At 37.8% G+C, this 24788-nt stretch carries 23 protein-coding genes; 8 read left to right on the plus strand and 15 right to left on the minus strand.

All coding sequences use genetic code 11. The features are described 5' to 3' along the window. Positions 1-34: 34 nt before the first annotated feature. From BUC21_RS05105 to ric, 3 genes are read right to left on the minus strand one after another with little or no spacing between them, the layout of a single operon-like run. On the minus strand, positions 35-580 hold the full coding sequence (locus BUC21_RS05105) for a hemerythrin domain-containing protein (RefSeq protein WP_083547603.1): 546 nt from the start codon (positions 578-580) through the stop codon (positions 35-37). A gap of 10 nt (positions 581-590) precedes the next feature. Next, a complete protein-coding gene (locus BUC21_RS05110) occupies positions 591-782 on the minus strand; it encodes a 4Fe-4S domain-containing protein (protein WP_073399883.1) in 192 nt (63 codons plus the stop codon). A gap of 31 nt (positions 783-813) precedes the next feature. Then, a complete protein-coding gene (gene ric, locus BUC21_RS05115) occupies positions 814-1512 on the minus strand; it encodes an iron-sulfur cluster repair di-iron protein (RefSeq protein WP_073399885.1) in 699 nt (232 codons plus the stop codon). Positions 1513-1701: 189 nt separating this feature from the next. On the opposite strand from ric, the gene BUC21_RS05120 reads away from it, so the two are divergent. Further along, a complete protein-coding gene (locus BUC21_RS05120) occupies positions 1702-2364 on the plus strand; it encodes a Crp/Fnr family transcriptional regulator (protein WP_073399887.1) in 663 nt (220 codons plus the stop codon). Positions 2365-2419: 55 nt separating this feature from the next. Here BUC21_RS05120 and BUC21_RS05125 read toward each other — a convergent pair whose 3' ends face one another. From BUC21_RS05125 to BUC21_RS05150, 6 genes are all read right to left on the minus strand, one after another. Further along, positions 2420-4261, minus strand: a complete 1842-nt coding sequence (locus tag BUC21_RS05125; RefSeq protein WP_073399889.1) for a right-handed parallel beta-helix repeat-containing protein — start codon at positions 4259-4261, stop codon at positions 2420-2422. 285 nt (positions 4262-4546) lie between these two features. After that, complete coding sequence (locus tag BUC21_RS05130; protein ID WP_073399892.1) at positions 4547-4780, minus strand: CDGSH iron-sulfur domain-containing protein; 234 nt, start codon at positions 4778-4780, stop codon at positions 4547-4549. Positions 4781-4828: 48 nt separating this feature from the next. Further along, complete coding sequence (locus BUC21_RS05135) at positions 4829-5287, minus strand: DoxX family protein (protein WP_073399894.1); 459 nt, start codon at positions 5285-5287, stop codon at positions 4829-4831. A 78-nt stretch (positions 5288-5365) separates the two neighbouring features. After that, positions 5366-6076, minus strand: a complete 711-nt coding sequence (locus BUC21_RS05140; protein WP_073399896.1) for a pirin family protein — start codon at positions 6074-6076, stop codon at positions 5366-5368. Positions 6077-6181: 105 nt separating this feature from the next. Further along, positions 6182-7072 carry an AraC family transcriptional regulator gene (locus BUC21_RS05145; RefSeq protein ID WP_083547604.1) on the minus strand — a complete coding sequence of 297 codons (891 nt, stop codon included), beginning with the start codon at positions 7070-7072 and terminating at the stop codon, positions 6182-6184. A gap of 29 nt (positions 7073-7101) precedes the next feature. Next, positions 7102-7971 carry a LysR family transcriptional regulator gene (locus tag BUC21_RS05150; protein WP_073399898.1) on the minus strand — a complete coding sequence of 290 codons (870 nt, stop codon included), beginning with the start codon at positions 7969-7971 and terminating at the stop codon, positions 7102-7104. Positions 7972-8174: 203 nt separating this feature from the next. Between BUC21_RS05150 and BUC21_RS05155 the strand changes: the two genes are divergently transcribed. The 3 genes from BUC21_RS05155 (at position 8175) to BUC21_RS05165 (ending at position 9813) form a co-directional block, all read left to right on the plus strand. Then, positions 8175-8384 carry a hypothetical protein gene (locus tag BUC21_RS05155; RefSeq protein ID WP_073399899.1) on the plus strand — a complete coding sequence of 70 codons (210 nt, stop codon included), beginning with the start codon at positions 8175-8177 and terminating at the stop codon, positions 8382-8384. A gap of 155 nt (positions 8385-8539) precedes the next feature. Then, complete coding sequence (locus BUC21_RS05160; RefSeq protein ID WP_073399900.1) at positions 8540-9313, plus strand: threonine/serine exporter family protein; 774 nt, start codon at positions 8540-8542, stop codon at positions 9311-9313. After that, on the plus strand, positions 9310-9813 hold the full coding sequence (locus tag BUC21_RS05165; protein ID WP_073399901.1) for a threonine/serine exporter family protein: 504 nt from the start codon (positions 9310-9312) through the stop codon (positions 9811-9813). Before BUC21_RS05160 ends, BUC21_RS05165 begins: the two co-directional genes overlap by 4 nt. Positions 9814-9934: 121 nt before the next feature. On the opposite strand, the gene BUC21_RS05170 is transcribed toward BUC21_RS05165, so the two are convergent. The 3 genes from BUC21_RS05170 to BUC21_RS05180 form a co-directional block, all read right to left on the minus strand. After that, on the minus strand, positions 9935-11815 hold the full coding sequence (locus tag BUC21_RS05170) for a TonB-dependent receptor plug domain-containing protein (protein WP_073400075.1): 1881 nt from the start codon (positions 11813-11815) through the stop codon (positions 9935-9937). A 94-nt stretch (positions 11816-11909) separates the two neighbouring features. Next, entirely contained in the window at positions 11910-13289 is a 1380-nt protein-coding gene (locus BUC21_RS05175; protein WP_073399902.1) for an aldo/keto reductase, read from the minus strand. 49 nt (positions 13290-13338) lie between these two features. Further along, on the minus strand, positions 13339-14835 hold the full coding sequence (locus BUC21_RS05180; protein ID WP_073399903.1) for a 4Fe-4S binding protein: 1497 nt from the start codon (positions 14833-14835) through the stop codon (positions 13339-13341). Positions 14836-15106: 271 nt separating this feature from the next. Here BUC21_RS05180 and BUC21_RS05185 point away from each other — a divergent pair, with 271 nt between their 5' ends. The 4 genes from BUC21_RS05185 to hcp all read left to right on the plus strand — a co-directional run bounded on the left by BUC21_RS05185 (position 15107) and on the right by hcp (position 20737). Further along, the gene (locus BUC21_RS05185) at positions 15107-15742 is read left to right on the plus strand and encodes an NAD(P)-dependent oxidoreductase (protein ID WP_073399904.1); all 636 of its coding nucleotides are present in this window, start codon (positions 15107-15109) and stop codon (positions 15740-15742) included. A 107-nt stretch (positions 15743-15849) separates the two neighbouring features. After that, positions 15850-17895, plus strand: coding sequence for a M13 family metallopeptidase (locus BUC21_RS05190; protein WP_073399905.1), 2046 nt, complete (start codon positions 15850-15852; stop codon positions 17893-17895). A 145-nt stretch (positions 17896-18040) separates the two neighbouring features. Continuing rightward, positions 18041-18862, plus strand: a complete 822-nt coding sequence (locus BUC21_RS05195) for a hypothetical protein (RefSeq protein ID WP_073399906.1) — start codon at positions 18041-18043, stop codon at positions 18860-18862. A gap of 243 nt (positions 18863-19105) precedes the next feature. Next, positions 19106-20737, plus strand: a complete 1632-nt coding sequence (hcp, locus tag BUC21_RS05200; protein WP_073400077.1) for a hydroxylamine reductase — start codon at positions 19106-19108, stop codon at positions 20735-20737. A 118-nt stretch (positions 20738-20855) separates the two neighbouring features. On the opposite strand, the gene BUC21_RS05205 is transcribed toward hcp, so the two are convergent. The 3 genes from BUC21_RS05205 to BUC21_RS05215 all read right to left on the minus strand — a co-directional run bounded on the left by BUC21_RS05205 (position 20856) and on the right by BUC21_RS05215 (position 24548). Next, complete coding sequence (locus BUC21_RS05205) at positions 20856-21035, minus strand: (2Fe-2S)-binding protein (protein WP_073399908.1); 180 nt, start codon at positions 21033-21035, stop codon at positions 20856-20858. A gap of 282 nt (positions 21036-21317) precedes the next feature. After that, positions 21318-23393 carry a BT4734/BF3469 family protein gene (locus BUC21_RS05210; protein WP_073399910.1) on the minus strand — a complete coding sequence of 692 codons (2076 nt, stop codon included), beginning with the start codon at positions 23391-23393 and terminating at the stop codon, positions 21318-21320. A 510-nt stretch (positions 23394-23903) separates the two neighbouring features. Next, positions 23904-24548 (minus strand): DUF975 family protein, encoded by a 645-nt coding sequence (locus BUC21_RS05215; protein ID WP_073399912.1) that lies wholly within the window; start codon positions 24546-24548, stop codon positions 23904-23906. Positions 24549-24788: the final 240 nt, after the last annotated feature.

The raw sequence follows: 24788 nt of genomic DNA on the forward strand, positions 1-24788 counted from the left end.
TTAAGAATCCCAAAGTAAAAACAGGTCTATAAAATCAGTGCAGATATTTCTGTGAGAGTCTTTCTATTAATGCATAAAATTCTTCATGCTTCTCTTTATCTATTACTTTTTCCTCATGTTCTTTAAACCTGATTAGTAAATCATTTTGCACGCTTTCCGGCATCACACGATCACCCATCATAAATAAAATATTATTTTCTTTTTCAATATGATTTCTCATTAAAGCAACATAAGCAAAAGCCGCATCTGCAAAAACCTGTAGATCAGAGTTCTGTCCGGAAATATTTTCTTTCATCTCACGGATATATTTTCTTCCTTGATCATGTTCTGAAAGCATTACACCGATAGGTCCGCCATGATTAGGGATTCCAGCTTCTTCCAGAGAAGGGAAATACAAATCTTCCTCTTTTCCATGATGACATTTATCAGCGAATACAATTACAAAATTGATTAATTCCGTTAAGTCACTTACATCTGGATTTACTTTTTGTACAATTCCAGATGCTATCTTTTCGAGCAAATTCAGAGCTGTTTTAATTAACTCATGTTCACGTCTTAATTCTTCACTAGCATTTATCATAATTGTAAATTTACTCAGAATATTTAATTACTTCAACAGGACAACTTGCTGCTGCTTCTTCAATCTCCTCAGAATATTCAGAATAGTCAACCCCTTCGTTTACATAGGCAATGTCTTCTACTCTAAACACTTTGGAGCAAATTCCTTCGCATGCTCCACAGGCAATACAGCCCTCTTCCATCCATACTTTTTTAACATCCATAATATCTAAATTTAAATTGTTTGATTTCGTTTTAAGATTTAGTCAGATTCAAAGCTTTTGGGTATAAAATATTATTCTCAAGATGCACATGTACGTGTAAGTCTTCCTCAAATTCTTCTAATAACTTATAAGTAACATGATAAGTATTACAGCCATCATCGGGTACTGAGTAGTGATTGCTTAACAAACTTATCTTATCTACCGTACCACCTATCAGTTCATGTTCTTCCATCATCAGGGCAATTTGCGAATTTACTATCTCTTTTGCTTTTGCTGAATTTGAACTCAAAGCTTCTTTGATAGCCGGGAAAAACACATTTTCTTCCTGTTGCTGGTGTATTGGTAATTCTGTATTTACCAATGAAAACAAATCAGCAATTTCCTTTAGCTCCGGGTGACCGGCTCCATGAACCTGAACTATCTTATTCAAGTAATCCATTATTTGAGGTAAAACTCTATAAACCTTACTATGATACTCATTTACAATGTAATCGCATAAAAAGTCCAGATTCCAGTCTTTATAATTGGGCTGACTGCCCTGAACAACAGTCTCCAGGTTATTCAGTTTATTTTCAAGTTCAGCTATATTCAGATCCTTTTCTTTGGCCACTTCTTCCAAACTTTGATTTCCACCACAGCAAAAATCAATACCCGCTTTCTTAAAGACTTCCGCTGCTCTGAAATCATCAGCTACAATCTCACCAATTCTCAATTTCTTAAACTCTTTCATATTCTGTGGTTTTAATGGTTAGTTTTAATCACTATCTTTTTTGTTCGACAAAGATACAGGCACAACACCTCCTAAACTGTAACCTGGATTACACTACCAGACGTTTAACAATCTTTAATCCATTTATTTATTCTAAGCAAATAAAGTTTACTTATTTAGCAAAAATGAATATTACAAATCACAGTAATCATGAACTATAATAACTTAACCATCTGTCCGCTATTCAAAGACATGAATAAGGAAGAACATGATCAATTCTTACAAAGAAATGTAAAGGCGGTAATTAATTATAAAAAAGGAGAAACTGTTGTGAGACAGGGAGAAGTTATCAATTACATGTATTTACTGGTTAAAGGCATTGTACGTACCCAAATGATTACACAAGAAGGTAATGCCGTTGAAATAGAAATGCTGGAAGCTGTAATGCCACTGGCTCCAGCTTTCATTTTTGCAAATAACAATAAATATCCTGTTGATGTTATAACAATGGAACCTTGTACGTTTCTGAAAATACCAAAATCAGATTGGTTGAATGAGATGATTCACAATGAAAAACTCATGATTAACTTCCTGACTCTGAATTCAAATCTGGCTGTTTTTCTCTCAATGAAACTACAAATGATATCACTTAAAAGCCTAAAATATAAACTTGCTATATTCTTACTGGAAAAGACTACTCCTGAAAAAAACTATTTCATACTAAAACGCACAAGAACCCAGTTAGCCGAATACTTTGGAGTACAGCGCCCTTCATTAGCTCGCACAATCAAAGAATTCGAAAATGAAGGAATTATCAAGACTGATGGGCGTATTATTACAATCCTTGACAGAAATAAACTGACAAGAATTTAATTAATTATAAGCAACATTCTGATATAGACATTCCCTCTATGTTGATCATAGCAGATTATGGTTTATTTCTTAATTGAAAGAAAGATTCATTGCGTAGCTTCAAATCTCCCGGCTTCATATCATGCAGACGAATGGTTTTTCCTAAAACATTTCCTTCAGCTCGGTTTCCTGAAATAATAACCTTACGACAGGCATCCAGCGTAATTCCGTCTTTACGATAGTGAAACGGCTGATAAGTTGTGTCTCTTATCAACGTATTATTAACAAAGCTCAGCCCATCTACCGATTTTGCATATAGAATAGGATAATCGAATAAGTAGAATTTGTTATTCTCAATACGGATATTACTATGAAAAGGATAACGTATATCCGGCTTTGGAATTTCAGGAAATATACTGATCACAGCCTCACAAAACTGATAAACTGATGACATGCAAGGATAGCGAAATGTATTATTACGAATAAGAACATCCTTCACTGCACCTGATTCATACCATTGATTAGCATCACCAGCTATTAAGATTGCCGACCCACTTGATTCAAATATATTATTTTCTATAATTACTTTGCCGGGAGTTGATACTAACAAGCCTCGGGCACGGCAACTACCAAAGAACGAGTTTCTGATTTCTACATCGGCGGTACATGACAAATTTTCTAAGGCAGCACCAACTTTTAAGCTGTTAGGAACTGGTGCCTGAAATTCTACAATAAATTCAGATTTATTAAGGGGTTCAAATGAAGTCATAGTACCGGTTCCTAAAGTTCGCATGCTTTGATTCTCTATAAATCCTACCTTTTCATTTTTTCTTCCCCACTCCATACCTTGACTTTGCTCGTGCATAAATTTACACTTTATGCGGGTAGGAGAAAGAATTTCGACAATACGTACGCAGGTTCCGTGTATATTAACAGGGTCATCCATCAACCCGGCCCATTCACATTCTTCAATACGAATAAAGCCACCACATCCCATAAAGTGAAATCCATCATCATGCCCACTCAGAATACGATTTTTTGAAGCGTTTGGAACTACCCGGACCTTATTGAATGAAAGATCCTGGCTATATTGTGACAGTATTCCTAATCCACAAGAATGGTATACATCAATTTGTTCCAGGTTTATCCGCTGACTGTGATAAAGAAATATTCCGGCATGATCCCGTTCATTATGACGAAGTACCAGCCAATTTCCTTCTTTAGGATAAAATGCTGCAACACTGGGATCACTAAGACGAACAATACCCGGAGATACTTCTTCAGCATGATAGTTCCGCCACCCTATCCTATCGCCTGTATTCGGAGCTACCAGATGTGTATCTGAAGTAAATTCCATAATAGACCACAACTTACTTTTCCAGCCTTCTCCTACAAACACAAGGTTATTATTCTCGATAATATATGGAGATTCGTGAGTATTGATTTCAATTTCAAAATAATCGGGGGTAACCTTCAGCACTTTAGCTTGCGATGTAAGAGGTATATCCCAATCAATTGTAAATCCTTTCAAATTAATATCCGAGCAGTGATCCAGAGTTATAGGTTGCATCCGTCCATGCATCACAAATGATGAACCATTACCGTCTAACGTAAAGTTATGGAGACTATCTAGTAATACAGCCAGAGTTTTGGGATTATTATCAGTTGTATTTGATTCGAAATATTCTCTTTCAACTGTATATTGAGGCCAGAAATCATATCTCCCTTTTGGAAAAAACAAAGTACTTCCAGGTTGTTTACGGCAAGCTTCTAAAGCTTTTCGAACATAAGGTACTGAGTTTACACGACTATCAGGTTTTAATCCAAAATCTGCAACTGATATAATTTGGTTAGCAAATAATACCGGATAATTAAGTAAAAGAAGGATAGAAATAATCCATAATTTAGAGTTAGTCATATATTCAATTTAATAAATAACCATAATACATAATAATTATTAGTTTTTTTAAAAGGTAATTATAAGCGTTAACAAAAAAAATAAGTACATTTAAAAACAATAAATATTACAAAGCGCAAAATTAATAAATATTTTAATATTTAAAAAACAATTATAGTGTACATTTAAGAAAAACATCTATATATACTCACATTCATTATTATTCTCTTTCAATAAAACAATCGTGCCCTTTATCTTTTTCGACAAAGGGCACGATAATTAAAAGCCAACTATAAAAATATGCTACTATTTGTTGTGAGAACCATCACAATATGGTGGAGTTTTTGTTTGTTTACATCCGCATAAATAAGCTTTGCCTGTTTTTTTAGCTTCAAATTTATGTGATTTAAATTTAGTTCCATGATGTGAGCCATCACAAAACGGTTGCTTTTTACTTGCATCACAAGTACACCATTTATAAGTTTTTCCAGCCTCTAATTCAACTTCGTAAGGTCCGTTTTTGAGCATTTTTGGTTCCATATAAAATATTATTTATCACAGAGTTATTACGTATATAACCACGATTAATTATTTAAGTTTCTTTGAAATAAGATTGTCAACAGCATAACGTCCGGCTCCGCCAATGAGAATGGCAATAGCCAAACCTACAACAAGGATAAAGTATTCAAGCCCTTCGCCTTTCTGCTGACCAAACCAGTTCATGAAAAAGCCATTGTTTATATGACCACCAAGAACTGCGGCTCCAGCCATTGTTAAACCAACTGAGAAAGCCATAAAACGTGTTCCGGCACCTACAAGAATACCTAAGCTTCCAACAAATTCAGCCAGAATAACTAAAACTCCGATAATTAAAGGCATACCCATTGATTGAAAAGCACCAAGTGTTCCCTCAAAACCATATCCACCGAAAAGTCCGAGAGCTTTTTGCGCTCCGTGAGGTAATACTACAAGACCTAAGGCCAAACGTGCTACTAACAAAGACCATGATTGTTGGTCGGTTGCTAAAAATTTCTTAATTGCATTCATACTATCTATTATTTATTTATATTTTTATTAATTATCTAAAGGGAACTTCCATCACCAATAATCTTGTTTATTAATCATTTATTGCATTGGTATTTCCATTACCAGCAATGTTGTTTTTGAATCAGTCTTTATTTCTATCATTTCCGTTTCACTAACGCCAAACCCATATCTTCTGCTAAGCTTTTGTCCGGCAATAGTAACAGTTCCTTCAATGACAAAGAAATAAACACCGTTCTTCTTATCTTTCAGTTTGTATTCGCCCTTCCATCCTTCTGATAAATCACCAAGATGAAACCATGCATTCTGATAAATCCATACTCCCTGATCATGAGGGTCAGGTGAAAGAATCTGATATAATTCATCAGTTTTCTTAATATCCGCCAAGGTTATCTGATCGTAACGTGGTGTTACATTCTTTTTATTCGGGAACACCCATATTTGAAGCAATCCCAATTCCTTATCTTTATTCTTATTGAATTCACTATGAAAAAGACCAGTTCCGGCACTCATTACCTGAATCTCTCCCGCGCTGATTACTCCATGGTTACCCATACTATCCTTATGTTCCAGATCACCATAAAGCGGAATAGTAATAATTTCCATATTATCGTGAGGATGTTTTCCGAAACCTTCGCCTGGAGCGATTATATCGTCATTAAGTACCCTCAGCATGCCAAAGTGTACTCGTTGTGGATTATAATAATTTGCAAAACTAAAAGTATGGTGTGTATTCAGCCAACCATGATTGGCATGTCCACGTGTTTCTGATTTATGCAATATTGTTTTCATACTTATATTCTTTATTATTTCAAATCTTCTTTTAATTTGATATGACAAAGATACGGCAGGAATATGCCGTAGGAAGTAATGAAATCAGGTGAATGATTGCAAAAATCAGGACTGGCGTGCTAAAGCACGAAATTCTGAAGGAGTTTGAGCAGTAATCTTCTTAAAAAAGTTATTAAAATGAGCTGATTCTTCGAAGCCAAGTTCGTAAGCAAGCTCTTTACTGCTTATCTCACTAAACAGCAATGAACGCTTTGCCTCAATAATTATCTTGCTCTGAATATGGTCTTTTGCAGATTTACCGGTAATGCTTTTCACTGTTTTATTCAGATAATCGGCTGTTACATTCAACTTACTGGCATAATCCGAAACCATGTGCATAGAGGTATAATGCTTATTCAGCAGCTGTTTAAATAAGTGCAGCAACTGATTGGTAGTTTCCATCAATTGAGGATTATTGCTTTTTTGCAGCGAACAATGATTATTACTCTGTATAAAAAAGATTTTCATCAGTGCGCCAATAGCTTCCTGAGTGTAGCTTTCAAGAGATTCAGAGAAATAATCTATCTGAGAAATGATATTAAGATATACCGACTTTTGTATTTCATTAATTGACAACGGAGGCGACTGCCCGAATTCGTTAAACAAATAAATACCATTAATCAGCTTATCGGAAATGGAGTTAGAAATCAAGAACTCATCGGTAAATTTCATGGTCCAGCCTTTTGGCTCCGAAGTTGGTATTACCTGATGCATTTGTCCGGGAAAAATAAAATAAATGGTATTATTTTCAATCTGATACTCTGTAAAGTCAACAATATGAGTACCCTCTCCCTTCTCAAAAAAAATAATCGTATAATAATCATGACGATGTGGAATATCCGATTCACCATGCTTCATACGATATAAATCTTCGAGTTTCTTTATCGAAAAAGAAGAATTGCTTTCTTCAAATTCAGATAAAGTATATGTTCTTATATCTTTAGGAAGTGGATTCATATATGCAAATATAATCAAATATTTGAATATCAGTCCTGCATTAACATTCGGATAAACTCACGGGTAGCATTTTTCTGATAACCATCTTTTAACCATAACAAAGCTGCATGCATCTCTGTGCCCTTTTCTTGTATAGGAATAGCTTTCATTTCGTTATCACCATGTATAGTAGCTTTAGAAAGAACAGTTACCCAATGCTTTGTTCTAACCATTTGTAAAAGTATGTTCACTTCATTGAGTTCTACTTGCGGATTCAGAGTTATATGGCTGGCCTGCAAAACACTGTCGAGAATAATGCGGGCATTCATTCCAACTGACGGAAGTACTAACGGATAATTATTTATGTATGACAGCGGGATACGTTTAAGCGCTGCAAGCGGATGATGCTGATGAACAATTACAGAAAGAGCTGAATCGAACAAGCGCATACTCTCTATCTGATCATCATCATGAAGCAACTCATAAGAAAGAACAAAATCGACCTGATGAGTTTTCAGAAGTCCTGTTAATTCTGTCGCTGTACGGTATATAATGTTCAGTTTTATATCGGGATAAGTTTGGGAAAACTTTTCCAGGGAATTTGTAAGTACCGATCCCAAACTGAAAGTCACCCCTATTTTGAGGGTTCCAGTATGGAGATTACGCAAATCACGCAACCGTTGTACAGCATGTTCCGAATCGGCCACTGTTTTACGTGCATAAGGCAGAAACATTTCACCAGCCTCAGTAAGAGAAACCCTTCTTCTTACACGTTCAAAAAGCAGTGTATCCAGTTCTATTTCAAGTTGCTTGATTTGCTGTGATAGAGTACTTTCTGAAATAAACAAAGTTCTCGCAGCCTCAGTAAAATTAGAAAGTTCAGCAGACTTAATAAAGTATCTTAGTTGTCTTAGTTCCATATCGGGCGTAAAGATACGTATTAATACAATGCTAAAATAATTATTATAATAGATAATTTCGAGATAGTTAATCGAAAAAACCAATCAACTAAAGCAAATACTTGATAGGTAAAAACTATCGTTTCAATAGAAAAAACCCATAAAAGTTATTATTTAGCTTTACAACAGATGGTCTACCTTTGCGGCCATTTAAAAATAAGAAAATGATGATGAACTTACTAAACGTAGTATTGACAGCTCCCGCTCAAACATCTGCAGTTACACTAACACCCTATTCCAGTTTAATAATTGGTGCAATTCTTGGACTTGCTTTAGCCTGCTCTATTTTTATATGGGTATTCAATCGTAGAGCACAAGAATGGGCTCATTATTACAGAACTCAAAAGAATCCCGAACATGACAGAACTAAATAATCAGACGGTTTGTACCGTTGTACAGCCAGAGGGGCAGTGGAAGGCTATCAGAATAAACTTCTGTTTAGGAGCCTTTTTCAGCTTTACTTTCTTCTTTTTGCTGTTTATGGTGATTTTTGCTAAAACAATACGTAGTTACCCAGGTAAATTATAGTATGGAGAATCATAAGGAACTGAAATCTGTAGCTAAATTTATCTCCGACTTCTCAACCTGTATGATGGCTGTTGGAGCTCAAACTTCACGTATTGAGCGAAATGCTTTGCGCATAGCAAAGGCATATCACCTAAAAGCTGAGATGCTCTTTTTCCAGAAAACGATGGTAATGACTCTTTGGGATTCACGAAACGAGCATTCTTACTCCATGGTAAGTCGCATAAAGCCGATGCCTCTCAATTTCGAAATTAATGCCCGGCTTAGTCACCTGAGCTGGAGAATTCATGATGAGCATATTCCGTTGAATCGTGCATCGAAGCTTTGCCAGCGCATATTGGATCGTCCGCGAGTTAATCCTTGGATAGTATTATGGTTGGTATCCTTTGCAAACGCTTCTTTCTGCCGACTTTTTCATGGTGATTTTATTTCGATGGCTATTGTATTTGTTGCTACCTTCATCGGATTCTTTTTCAAACAGCAAATGCAAAAATGGCATTGGAACGAATTCGCCGTTTTTATACTTTCTGCAATGTTTGCATCAGCATTTGGCAGTCTGGGATATTTATGCAATTGGGGTACCACCCCCGACATGGCACTAGGCACCAGTGTTCTTTATCTTATTCCCGGCGTGCCGCTTATAAACGGAGTAATGGACATTATTGACGGACATATAGTAACAGGGTGTTGCAGACTATTTAATGCTGCATTACTTGTGAGCTGCATCGCTATAGGGTTATCTGCTATTTTATTTATAACAGGATTAGTTACAATATGATGATACTAGAACTTTTGGAAGACGGATTTTTTGCAGCTATAGCTGCTGTAGGATTTGCTATTATCAGTAATCCGCCACGGCGCTCACTTTTTGTGTCGGCGCTACTAGCAGCCATAGGCCACAGTATCCGTTATTTTTTAATGCACTTTGATAGTTTCTCCCTGAGTATCAGTCAGGCCTCTTTCTTCGCTTCATTATCTATTGGTTGTCTTTCTGTCTTTTTTGCGAAACGGCTGGCTGTACCAGCGGAGGTCTTTGCATTTCCGTCGCTTCTGCCTATGATTCCGGGAATGTTTGCATATCACACCCTGCAGGCTATTGCTATTTATATGGTGTGCAAAACAGAGGCTGATCAGCTACATTACATTAACCTGTTTTATAGCAACGGAACAACTACCATTTTTATACTTGCTGCTCTTGTTGTTGGAGTAGCTATTCCAACATTTCTTTTCAGGAGGTTTGCCTTCAGCGTTACTAGAGGAAATAACGGAAAAGACTAGATATACGAATAGTTTCAATAGTGTTTATATAGTTAAAACTCCCCCCAGATTGTAGACTTCAATTTGGGGGGAGTTCATTCAAAAGAAGACTAAAACATTTTAGTCAGGAAATTCTGTTATATTAGAAAGTCATATTAATTCCTCCCATTACTGTAGCCTTTGGCATGGGATATCCGGCATTTATTTCGTAGTGTTGAGCTAGCAAATTCTCTCCACGAACAAAAAGAGTGGCAAAGCGACTCAGATGGTAACTACCGTTCAGATTCCACAATACAAAATTCTCTTTGGTTTCAGGATTTACAGAAGTATAAAGTCCATTGATATATTGCACACCTGTAGAAACACTCCATTTTTTGTGTGAATAATAAACACCGGCGTATAATTTATGTTCGGGAGCTGCCACTACCGGATATTTCATATTCAACCAACTGTAATTAGCTGAGAACATAAGTGAAGAATTAATTTTGTAATTCACATTCGCTTCCAAACCCCAGTTTTCAATTTTACCGGTATTGATATTCAAAGGTCTGCCATTAACTGGAACAGTCTGAATCATGTTATCGCCATTTATATAATAAAGGTTGATGCCATACGAAAGCGTATTATCTTTCAGATGCCGGGAAAAAGATATTTCATAATTCATAATCTTTTCGGGCAATAAATCAGGATTTTGCGGACCAAACATATATAGTTCCCTGATAGTAGGATTACGAAATCCTTTACTTACCATTGCCTTCAACTCTGCAGCCTGAGGCAGATGCATAGACAATCCTACCTGAGGCACCCACTCTGTTCCGGTTTGTGAATGATGATCTACACGTTGCCCAATATCTAAAGTAAAAAGAGAACCGAGTGCCTGACGGAAATCTACATAACCGGCTATCTCGTTTTCTGTTTTATCAGCAATACCAACACGTTTGTCTGTAAACTGATTCCATGCATCTCCACCAAAATGCTGGAAGTCTAGCCCAACTGTAATCCGATTGCCGGTAAAGAAAGTGACACTTTGATACCATGTAACCCCCAACATCTGATCTTTAGACTTAAACCGATAATCTGACGGCGTTTTACCTAAAGAATAACCATTATTTATGTTATGCCTTCCCCAATTATAGAAAAACTTCAAAGCACCCGAAGTCAGGTTGTAATTGTTTTCAACAGAAAATGACGCCACTCCCCGGGTTATTCGTGAATCATTATCTAAAATCGGAGCATTCACAGTTCCCGGATTAGATGCATTGAAATGTGTCAGGTTCAGATCTGTAAAGACGTTCCAGGCACTACTGATTTCATATCCTAACTTCGCATAACCGCCATATTGATCGAAATCCATATTCTCACGATGTCCGTCTGTTCTATTGTAAGAAGCAGATACAATGCTACTAAAACGACCTTTACGAACCCGGTTGGAAGCCTCAGCCGAAAGTGTATTATACGATCCATAATTCAATCTTACATCATTTTTCACACCTTCTTCTTTTGACTTACGGGTTACTATATTAATAACCCCACCCATGGCGTTTGATCCATACAAAACAGAAGCCGGACCACGCACCACTTCAACCCTTTCGGCTAACATAGACTGATAAGTATCAGCCAAAGGATGCCCCATCAAACCCATGTATTGAGGATGTCCGTCAATAAGCACCAGGAGTCCGGTTGTGGGACTGCCACCTATACCTCTCAAACTCATGCCACCCGCCGCACCAGTTGAAACGCCGTATCCCATGATGCTACGCCCCGTTGTAAAAAAGCCCGGAACCTGTTCAGTAAGTAATGGAAGTAAAGACTGCTCATTACGTTGCTCTATCTGCTCACGGTTAACCACAGATATGCTCATTGGTAAATGACGTGTATCAGTCTCGTTCCGGGTACCGGTTACAACGACTTCGTCAATAACATAGCTTTTTTTTATATAAACACTATCTTTTTTAGATTGTGCTTGTGCTTTAACAGATATAAAAAGACAGATTAACAGTAAACAAGTTATTATTCGATTCATCATTACACAGCAATATCCGCCTTTATGCAATAGCTTTACAGCGTTTTCAATTAATTATTAATATAGAATAAGTTCAGAGATACTTAACAGGAAACTAAATAGTTCCCTGTTTCAATTGTTCTACAAATTGATCTATTCGCTCCATTTCCTTAGGAATTTTAATGCTTTGCGGACAATGTTCTACACATTTACTGCAACCAACACAATGGTTAGCCTGTCTCAGTCTTGGCACACTCCGGTCATATCCAACAAGAAATATATTACGAGCCTTACTATAATTCTCATCCTGCGAGCTTTTCGGAACATTGCCTTCGTTCAGGCATCGGTTATAGTGTGCAAAAATACCCGGAATATCAAGACCATAAGGGCAAGGCATACAATAATTACACCCGGTACAAGGAACAGTCGGGTATTTCAGTATCATCTCGGCAGTTTCTTCAAGCATAGCCTTATCATCATCTGTCAGTGGTTTAAAAGAGGAATAAGTAATTATATTATCCTGCAAATGTTCCATATAAGTCATACCGCTTAAAACAGTCAGCACTTCCGGAAATGAACCTGCAAAACGGAATGCCCACGATGCCACACTGACCTCCGGCTGTCTCTGTTTAAGCTGAGCTACCAAATGATCGTTCAGTTTAGACAGGCGTCCACCCAGCAACGGTTCCATAACCACTACCGGAATATTACGTTTCACCAATTCCCCGTACAGGTATTCTGCACTCACTCCCATTCCCTGAGGATGTTTCCAGTCTACATAATTAAGCTGAATTTGTACAAAATCCCATTTTATATCCAGTGAAAGCATATAATCGAAAAAACTTTGATCGCCGTGAAACGACCACCCCAGATTGCGTATACGCCCAGCCTCTCTTTCTTTCAATAGAAAGTCGAGCATACCATTATTTATGTAGCGCTCTTTATAATCATCATCAGCCCCCAAAGCATGAAGCAGATAATAATCCACATAATCTACATGCAATTCCTTAAAGGAGTTATGATACATTTCAATAGATGCCTCTTTGCTCTTTGTCTTTGGATCAAAGTTCGACATTTTAGTAGCTACAAAATATTTATTCCGGGGATGGCGGCTCAGTGCAATACCGATAGCATGTTCCGACATACCCTGTACATACATAGGAGACGTATCATAATAATTCACCCCATGAGCAAGAGCATAATCAACAGACTTATTTACCTCTTCCTGATCTATCAATTCCTTTTGGCCATCAGCGCTTGGCTTTGTTGGCAACCTCATGCAGCCATATCCAAGCAGCGAAACCTTTTCACCGGTTTTAGGATTCAAACGATAGGTCATTTTATCGGTAGGTACATGCAATACACTTGCTACTCCTGTTGGTGTTTTATTGCCAGGTTTACATCCGTAAAATGCCGCTGTAGAAACTGCGGCTCCACCACCAAGCAGCTTCAGAAAATTTCTACGGTCTATGTTTTTCTTGTCTATCTTCCCCATAGTAATTTCTTTATATTTTCATTTTTACTAATCATTTTTACGAAATAGTTTATACAGTCCGGTGAATTTCGTGCCCTTCTACATATATTGCACTAAACGGACGAGCCGGACAAAGATTCTCGCATGCACCACAGCCAATACAACGCTCTGTATTAACAGCAGGTATTTTAAGTGAATCCTTATTCTTTGCATCAATCGGAATCATTTGTATAGCACCAACAGGACAGTGACGGGCACAATTTCCACATTCAACGCCGTCTCTGTTAACTACACAATTTTTCTTTATCCATACCGCATGACCTATCTGAATAGCAGATTTCTCAGCTTTAGTAACAGAACGGATAGCACCTGTTGGACAAATGTCTGAACACCAGGTACATTCCGGACGACAATAGCCACGTTCGTATGACATTTCGGGTTGCATTAATTTCTCCAGATTATCCGAAGGACGTAAAACCTGATTAGGACATACAGATACACAGAGCTGACACGCCGTACAGTGTTGCGCAAGATTACGCGCGCTTTGAGATCCGGCCGGTGTTATTGGTGTTGTGCGATCAGGTATTTTTTTATCTTCTATTACAGCTAATCCACCATCAACCTTTATCTTTTGAGCTTTCAGTGCAGTTGCTGAAGTGAGCAATGCCGTTACCGACAGAAAATTACGACGTGAAACACCCGACTTATCCATATTTTCTCTTGTTTGCTTATCTGTCAGAGATTCTTCCTTTTGCCGAGGTACATACCTGATGGCTCCTTGTCTGCATTTATCAATACAATCCATACATGTAACGCAGCGACTGTAATCAATCTTGTGTTCTTTGGAGTTTATGCAGGAAGCCTTGCAATTACGGGCACACACTCCGCATCCATTACATTTTGCGGTATCAATTACCGGTTTGAAGAATGAATACTTTGACAGAAAACCCAATACCGTTCCTACCGGACAAATGGTATTGCAATAAGTCCTGCCGCTACGCCATGACAAAATTGCAAGTATTACAAACGTAACAACAGCAATACCTAAGGTTAGTGTACCTTTGATCCACACGTCTACCGAATAAAATGCATAACTATCCATCCGTTCTGCCCAATAAGCCAACAGGTTATTACCCCATTGATATAAAGGAGCAAACAAATTTGAAGCTATACGTCCGTAAGAACTATAAGGTGCAAGTAACTGAACAAAAGAACCTATTCCTGCAATTAAAGCAATAATGAACAATACCAGAACTCCATATCGCAACCAGGAAATAGCCGGTGAATAGACAAAACGGTTCTTTTTCCGTTTTCCGGCTATCCATGAAATAGCATCCTGAAATACGCCAAGCGGACAGATCACTGAGCAATATATCCTCCCCAAAGCAAATGTGAGCACAATTAGTGCCAGTACTATGCCGATATTTAATGCCAATAAAGCAGGTAGAAACTGAATTTTGGCCAGCCAGCCAAACCAATGATGCAACGTTCCTGTGAAATCAAGGAATAACAAAGTTATTAGAGTAAAGCAAATAATAGCGACCGCTATTCTAATTTTTCGTAACATAATTCATTCTCCTTTTAGCATTAGCATTTAATCGTTTTTTCGTGTTTATCTGTATTCAAGACCAAACTTAATTTAAAATCCTGATATATTGAGGATAATCTTTTAATTTTTCACAAAAATATTGAGAAATCCATTACCACTTTGTATACAAATCACTGATATATGTACCAAAATCACGGTTTTAGGTTTTCAACCTAACAATTAGTAAATAAGCAATCAGCTAACAAAACAGCCTAATGGTTTGTTTTTATATAGAGTAACATGTATAAATATGATAATAACAATTTTCGGAGCAAGCGGAAAAATAGGCCGTCTGCTTACAGAACAAGCACTTGGTAAAGGATATATCATGAAAGCCTATGTGCATAATCTACAGGAAATAGGTTTATCCCACCCTAATCTGGAAATCGTTGAAGGGACTATTCATGATTATTACAAGATAAAGCAAGCCATAGCAGGCAGCAATGCGGTAATAAGTACAATGGAGCCCTCAAAGAGTTTCAAAAAAAAGGGATATCCGGTTTTTGAAGCACACCGACATATTATTATGGCAATGGAACGTCTTAATATAAAACGATTTATAACAATAGCCTCTCCGGTTATTCAGTCGGGAAAAGATGCAAAGTCGGCTGTAACTATTGTACCCAAACTTTTTATTAGCCTATTCAGACATAGAACATATCTTGAATTTGTAGCCATAGGCCACATGATTAAGAAATCTACACTTGACTGGACAATTGTGCGATATCTTTATCCCACCAACAAACCTCATAAAGGGAAAATAAAAGTCACTTCCGGCAAGCAGAAAATAAATTTTGCAGTTTCGCGCGCAGATATTGCTAAATTTATTCTCGACCAGGTAGAAAGCAGAGAATATATTCACTGCATGCCAATAATTGGAAATTAATTCTAAACCTGTCAGAAATTCCATATAGATTGTCGCAAAAATATCGATAAAAAATGCAATAAAACATACCCTTTTCCGACATATAAATACAAACAAAATAATATTGTATGAAAAAGGGAATATTTAAAGCCTTTATTTGCCTGACAGTAGTTACAGCAGCTACTTCGTGTAAACAAGGTAAGCTTTCATCCGAAAAGGGTGACGCGCTGATTGCGCATATTGATTCAACAGCAAAAGCCGGAGACGATTTCTTTCAGTTTGCCAATGGCAAATGGTTCAAGCAGAATCCTATACCTGCCAGTAAACAGGGTAACGGTATATTTCAGCTTATCCAGGATACCATAAATGCTCAGGTACGTAATATATGCGAATCATCAGCTACTATAAAAGATGCACCGAAAGGAAGCAATAAACAAAAGATTGGCGATTTCTTTTTCACAGGAATGGACAGCGTCTCTTTAAATAAAAAAGGCATCAGCGAGCTTAAAGGTGATTTTGCAAAAATAGACAATATTAAGGATCTGAACGGTATCATCAAAGAAGCTGCTTATCTTCATAGTGTGGCAGCATCGCCGTTGTTTAGCATGTACGTTACTCAGGATGACAAGAATAGCAGCAAGTATCAGGTATACATTGCTCAGGGTGGATTAAGTATGCCCGAACGAAGCTATTACCTCGATACAGATGCCGGTTCAAAAAATATTCGCGAAAAGTTTGTAACCTTCGCCGACAACATGTTTGGAATTATGGGGTACGACAAATCCAAAGCCAAACAAGCCGCTGCCAGGTTACTGGAAATGGAAACAGCCATAGCAAAGACTTCCCGCAAAATGGAAGACACCCGCGATCCTTTGGCCAACTATAATAAAATAACATCCGCTAAACTTGCTGCGTTAACTCCAAACATCGACTGGAAGATTTTCCTTACCAACATTGGACTAACCAAAGTTGATTCGGTTGTTGTGGGGCAGCCTGAATTCCTTACCGCACTGAATGGCTACATGAAAAAATATTCGATAGACGACTGGAAAAACTATCTCAAATTTCACTTATTGAATGGCTTGTCGGACTATCTGGATGATAAGACCTATATGGAAAGCTTCAACTTCTATTCAACAACCCTTGAGGGAGTAAAAGAGCCGAAACCAAGATGGGAACGTGTAGTAAGACAAACCAACGGAGCGCTTGGAGAACTTATCGGACAAGTGTACGTAAACGAGTATCTGCCCAAAGGAACCAAAGAGAAGCTGGAAGAAATAGGAAATTCCATTAAATCGGTTTTCGCACAACGCATCAAAGCCCTCGACTGGATGAGTGCACCAACTAAAGAAAAAGCATTAAAAAAGCTCAATGGAGTAATAATGAAGGTTGGTTATCCTGATAAATGGAAAGACCTGAGTGCTATGCAGATTGACCGTTCATCTTACGTAAAAAATGTAATGAGTGCCAACAAATGGGGATTCAACTATATGATAAGCAAATACGGCAAACCGGTTGATCGTAAGGAATGGGGCATGTATCCACAAACATACAATGCATACTACAACCCATCGAACAACGAAATAGTTATTCCCGGTTGCAACATCATTGTTCCGGGATATGAAAGTAAAATGGCCGACGATGCCATACTTTACTCCATCATCGGATGCACCTTTGGCCACGAAATTACACATGGTTTCGACGATCAGGGATGTAAATACAACGAGCAAGGTAACTTGAGCAACTGGTGGACCAATGAAGACAAAGCAAAGTTTGTTCAGAAAACCAAAATGATTGTAAAACAATTCAATGACTACACAGCTATAGACAATATGCACCTCAATGGTGAACTTACCCAGGGTGAGAATATTGCCGACCTTGGTGGAGTAGTTATGGGATTCGAAGCATTTAAAAACACCGACCAGTATAAGAACAACGAAATTATTGCCGGACTGAACCCTAATCAGCGTTTTTTCCTTGGATATGCACTTGGATGGATGTTAAATATACGCCCGGAAGCATTGAAAAACCAAATTAAAACTGACGTACATTCTCCGGCAAAGTGGAGAATCCTGGGTCCGCTATCCAACATGCCTGAGTTCTATTCAGCATTTGGAGTGAAAAAAGGAGATAAAATGTGGCGCGCCGAAGATCAGATTGTAAAAATCTGGTAGTTTCCCCCATTCAATAAAACAATCGTGTTCTTTGCTTTTTTAGCAAAGGGCACAATTGTTAAAGTATTCACTTATAGTACTATTATTATGCAGTAATTTGACTATACTAGCATTTATAAAGAACAAACTAATTTACAACAATAGTATGAATACAAAGAATTTGTTTGGAATAATTTTGTTTTTCTTATGTACTATCAACTTAGTAAGTTGTGAAAAAGAAGAAGATGATTTTTTATCGAAAGACACAGAAAATAGTACTGTAATAAGTGGTACTGTTCACACGAAAGATGGGCTACCGCTTTCTGGCGTTAACATTAAAATAGATTATTACGAGGGTGCATGGCTGCAATACTCCTTACTCCGTCACAAAGCCATAACAAAAACAGACAAAAACGGAAATTATAAATTGGAATTCTACGTGAGAGATGACGAATTGCAAAGAGATGAGAATTTATATAAATACTTTAATATAGTTGTTAATATGAATAATTTAGATCCAAAGCAATATATTCTTCCTAACGATATGACTTCTATCATGATATCCCCCGACCCTCCTATTGCTAAACCAGCCACTAATGAAGCACCTATAATATCATATCATTTTTCTGTTGAACGTAATAAAACCTACACGCAAGATTTCTATATACCTCAAAAAAGATATGTTCAAATAACTCTGAAAGGTTTTACTCCCAAGCAAAATAATGCTTATTTCGAGGTTCACAGTTTTTTCCCATGGGGAGAAGAAAGTGACGAAAAACAAATGATTGATTCAAAATATAGAACCAGGCAAAGTGGATTCGACTTGAATGTAGCTTATTCTGAGGAACAAACGTTTGAAGTGCCTTTTGCGCTGAACGAAAACAATATTGTAAGATTAACCAAAAGAAAAAATGGTATTCTTGACTCTGAAGACCATAAAATATTTGTAACTAAAGATAGTCCAAAGAGCCTAACATACGAATATTAACAACAAATAATTAGCTATCTGCACCTACATTTCGCTTCAGCAGACTTCCTGTCATTTTTTATGTTTATAAACTGATTTCTAAAAAGTTAATCTTACTCAATGATACATCTTTCGGATAATTTATTATTTTTGTGAAAAGTCCAATAGTTATAAACAAATGTCTTTCCTGATTGTTTATTGAATGCTGATTATTTAAACCGATATATTTTGTATACTAACTTTTAAAAATGAAGTACTATGGGTATGTTTTGTAATCAATGTCAGGAGACAGCCAAAAACACAGGCTGCACCATTAACGGAGTTTGCGGTAAAAAAGAAGATACCGCCAATTTTCAGGATTTGCTAATATTTGCGTGTCAGGGACTTGCATTCGCAACTATCGAAGCCCGAAAAAAAGGGATAGATACTAACGTAGAGAGTAAGTTCATTACTAATGGCTTGTTTATCACAATTACAAATGCCAATTTTGATAACGCCGCAATAATGAAGGCTATCAATGATTGCATCGCTCTTAGGGATAACCTGAAAACAAAAGCAAATATTAATGAAAAGAATGATGCACTTGACTGGAAAGGAACCAGCGAAGCGGACTTTAATGAAAAAGCAAAGCAGGTAAGCACTTTGTTCTTTGACAAAGACGAAGATATCCGTGCCTTGAAACAGTATACATTGTTTGGCGTTAAAGGTATTGCAGCCTATGCAGAACATGCCTTTAATCTGGGATTCGAAGAGCAGGATATCTACAACTTCATGGAAGAAACACTTGTTATGATTGCCAGACCTATGAGCCTGAAAGATATGTTGGACTGGCTTGTAAAAACCGGTGAACATGGAGTAAAGGTTATGGCATTGCTCGACAAGGCCAACACTTCCACTTTTGGTAATCCGGAAATCTCGAAAGTAAACATCGGAGTTGGCAAGAATCCGGGAATTCTTATCAGCGGACACGATCTGAATGATTTGGAGCAACTTCTTATTCAAACAGAAGGGACAGGCGTAGATGTTTATACTCATTCCGAGATGCTACCGGCCAATGCTTATCCTCATTTCAAGAAGTACAAACATCTGGTAGGAAACTACGGAAATGCATGGCACCGTCAGCTCGATGAGTTCGAAACATTTAATGGTCCGGTTCTTTTCACTACCAATTGCCTTGTACCTCCACGTAAAACAACAACCTATAACGACAGGATATTTACAACAGGTGCAGCAGGAATGCCCGATTGGAAAGTGATTGATAAGAAACTGGCTAATGGTCATAAAGACTTTTCTGAAATTATAGAACTGGCAAAGAAGTGCCAACCTCCTACAGCAATTGAGAATGGCGAAATAACCATTGGCTTTGCACACAACCAGGTATTGGCTTTGGCCGATAAAGTTCTGGAAGCTGTAAATTCCGGAGCAATAAAAAAACTAGTTGTTATGTCGGGCTGCGATGCACGCCAGAAAACTCGTGAATATTATACTGAATTTGCAAAACAATTACCTAAAGATACTGTTATCCTTACTTCCGGATGCGCCAAGTATCGTTATAACAAGCTACAATTAGGCGATATCAACGGAATACCAAGAGTACTCGATGCCGGCCAGTGCAATGATTCATACTCATGGGCAGTAGTTGCGCTTAAATTAAAAGAAGTGTTGAAGCTGGATGATATCAACAAATTACCAATCATCTTTAATATTGCCTGGTACGAACAAAAAGCAATCATCGTTCACCTTGCCTTGCTGTATCTTGGAATAAAGAATACACATATTGGTCCTACTTTGCCAGGTTTCTTAACTCCTAATCTGCTAAAGATTGTTCAGGATAATTTTGGTGTTCAAACAATAACAACCGTGGAAGAAGATATGAAATCCTTTGGACTTTGTTAAGTATCGCAGGAACTATAAAAACAGAAAAGAGCAGCAAATAAAATTGCTGCTCTTTTTGTTTTCTATATATCTATATTATGACTATTTCTAATCACATACATTAATGAGCATGATGTTGCTAACCATTTACTTCTTTCAAAATCTCTTCAATATCAGGAACGCAACTTCCACAAACAGTTCCGGCAGTAGTTTCTTCACCCACTTCATCTACTGTTGTTAGCCCCTTTTCTTTGATAGCTTTCACTATCTCACTTTTCATAATGCCATTGCAATGACAAATTTCAATATCTTCATCCATAACTGTATTTTTTATTGGTTTATATTAGAAAATTCTTCAGATGATCTACTCATCTTTAGTGTATAGCAAAAGTAAGAATCTTATTGGATTAAAGTTGTTACTTAGGTTACACTATCTTTTATTTAATATTTTTTAAACAAAAAGCTTTTTATCTCATTTGAATTTCTACCCTAACTCCATCACTTTTCAGATAAACAACACTGAATATAAACAAATTACGGAGTGAGGGATGGTTTTTCATCCCTCACCCTACCCTCACTTTCCGGGGCTACCCTCACCTTTTCAGCACTCCACCACGTTATATAGCCTACCTTTTTTTGAATTAGTCAACGGAACACTTAGCTTGGTAAGAATACGTCCGAAGGTAGTAATCTTTGTGGTGGATAGCTTGAAGCCACTCTTTTTCTGCAATCTGGTGAGAATTTCGGAAGCCAGCAGTTTTTCACAAGGCTCATTCATTCCGGCCGAACGGAAGTACTGCAGAAACAGTTGCTCGGCAGGAGGCTGCACTTCGAATTTCTCATTGCCGGCCATTAAAACAGCTTCATCCTCACTGTCGAACCAATAACGCTCGCCACTCTGAATCTCGCTCAACGCCTGCGCATAAAGCTGATCATAGTTTATATTGTGCGGAACATTTACAATGCCCGTAACCTCAATACAAATAAAACGACGGCTACCCGAAGTGTCGGTCAGCAAATCGTAATGATTACTAGTAGCAATAAACGAAGCATAGCGACGCAACTCCTGCACAACACTCTGATTGGGCTTGCGCGTATTAACCACCGGTTTCTGAAGTATATGTTTCAGAAACGCCTGCTGACTGTTAGTAATCTGGTCGAACTCATCAATGTTTATCAGAGCAAACCTATTGAGATAAAGCTCCGCATCACGCTTGTGTCCGAAGTCGATGCTATCCGTGTAATACGCACGCAACTCCGGCGGAAGTATGCTCAGGCAAAATGTAGATTTCTTATATCCCTGCTTTCCAACCAGCAAAGGCGAAGTACTGTTGGCATACTGCTTGCTCATTCCACGCCAGTGCGCCACCATGCAGAGAAACCAGCGGTGGAAAAAGTTACGCCAATATTTATTCTCACACGGCACCGCATCAGCAAATGGGCGAATACGATCTACCCCATCCCAGGAAGGGAGCCTAGACAGATAATCCTCAATAGGAGCAAACAGCGGAGTGCGGTCGGAATAAACATAGCGATTCACATCTCTGTCCCATAGCTGAATACCCTCTTTCTGAGCATTGAGCGCAATACTATTAAGCACCTTCTGCGATACAGGACGGAAATCGAAAACAAACGAATTACGTTCCTTATACTCCATTTCGGTAGTCTGCGTATTGTGCCGGAACTCATAACGGCGGTTCATAAACTCCTCCGTCTTCACAGCCAGCAACTGTTCCGCACTCATACACGGCTTTCCGCCAAAATTCTTTCCACCCAGATACACATTGTGCACCGTAAGCCTCAACTCCACTTCCCTTTTTGCCAGATTAAAATGTAGCATCGCCCCTTTCACCACATCTTCTTCCGGTACACCCCCCTTAAAACAATTCCCCGCCAAAGCCACCAAAAATGGCTTTATATCCTCTTCCTGCGGAAACCTTCCTATTTCTTCGTACACCGATTGCAAGGACGATTCGAACAAGGTAGAAACCACACTTCTATATTGATATCCCGGCATAAGCCTCAGCAACGAAGCATTTTCATCTGGTATTGCGCATTCCCTATCAGGCTCTGTGCTCACTTCATAAGGCTGCTTCATTAGAATAGGATGCACTTCGGGGTTAAAAAACAGACCCGGATCATACGAAAAGCGGCAGTAATGATTCAATGACGTACGTTTCAGCGTAACCTTGTATGATATCAGCTCTTCGTAAAACCGCACCGCCTTACGGTAAGCCTGTGCATGAAACAACTCCGCTTCCGCTTTTGTCTGTGGTAAAGAGCCATCGGGACGGATAAATGAGACAAGCAACTTCACACTTTTCGCACTAGAACCAACAAATGCAGCAAGCGTATGCGGCAAACGTGCCACCTCATCCCTCACCGCTTCTGCTTCCTCTATTCCCGCAAGGCCGTCAATCTCCAGTAACACCACACCATTATAGCGAATCATTTCCTGTTGTGCATCCACCTTTTTAAATTCAGCAGCAAAACTTAGTTTTGGCAGTTTATCAACAGCCATGCAATGCGTAGAACGGCTTACATATTGTAAAGAATGTCGCAAATTAGAAACCGGTTGTTCCTCCGATTCAATTTTCATCTTCTCCATCAATACAGATAGTTTTACATTTTGTTGTGATTCTCTTTTCTGTCGGCCTTTTAATTGTGTTATTTTCATTCGTTTTAATTATTAATTATACCTTGAAGATATGTCATAAACATCAATAAAACAAATTTTTATTGCAATTGTATATAAATTATTTTTATCATAAAAACCAGGCAGACATAAGCTATTTAGCCACCAAATCTAACGAATTTAATAAGGAAAGTTAAGTAAGCCCGCAGCCGAGGGCTTATGGGACTGCATTCGAGGGCTTATCGGTTTACGGCCACGGGCCCATGGGTTCACGGCCGCGGGCTTACTTACTATTAACCGCAAAAATCATTAAGTCTGGTTATGTATGGAGATAACACAGGCCACAAATTTGCTTAGCGATTTTGCAGGTAAAACGAGAGTTGAAGTTGTGAGAATGGGTCAGCGGATTATAACCAAAAGAAAGTAGTAACAGAAGAGAAAAAACGACCCGTTATTCAGAAGTAAAAATAGTTGAAAGAATGAGGTTTTTAACTATATCAGATTATACATTTTGGGCTCAGTAAATTGCTTACTGAGCCCAAAATAGAGAAATTACATTTCAGCAGCTACAGCTTCTTCAGCTTCTTGACTACCTTTTATATCATCGTAGAATTTTGCAAAAGAAATTTCCATGTAAGGAATAAGCCATAGGAAACCGATACCAAGTGTAAAAAGACAAAGTATCGCCCATCCTAAGAACCGTAGATTCAGGCAGAAGAATTTCCATTTATAGCCATACATCATCTTTTTACTCTTATCAATTGCATCCATTATAGAAATAGAAGGCTCATCGGCAATTATATAAAAAGTCATTGCATAAGATATAGCGGCAATAATTCCAGGTATTATTAACAAGAGCATCCACAATATAACAAAAATAGCCATTAGAAGATAGGCTCCCAATGCAGTACCAAAATTATTAAATCCCTTAAACAGCTGTTCAAACCTAGCTTCCTCATTTCTTGATATAGCTAATGCAAAATAAGATATCCCAAGAGTCATAGGACCACCAAGAATCAAACTTAGAAGTCCCCCCGTAGAGGCAAGCATGTTTGTTCCAAACATATTAGAGTAAAACGAGTAATTAAACTGCAATCCATTAATGATCAATGTATACACCAAAAAAGTCCCGATAGCCAATCCCCATTTATCTCTCAGAGATTCTTTAGCCATCCTCATTAAAGCAACGTTTTCCATATCAATTTATTATTAAGTTATTTGCAACGCAAGTCACAATTGTATTTACTATCAAAAGTATAATTTGAAATGTATATATACAAATTTTACTGCATTTATATATAATTATTTTTTGGTATATCAGGAAACTGATAGCCGAATTATGAATTCTGTGCCGAAAATGGTGAGGGATGGCGGGGTTAGTGAGGGATTGGTGAGAGATGATTTTGTATCCCTCACCTAGGGGTTGTTGTTGGTTTT

It is taken from the genome of Bacteroides luti (genome assembly GCF_900128905.1).
Classification (GTDB): domain Bacteria; phylum Bacteroidota; class Bacteroidia; order Bacteroidales; family Bacteroidaceae; genus Bacteroides; species Bacteroides luti.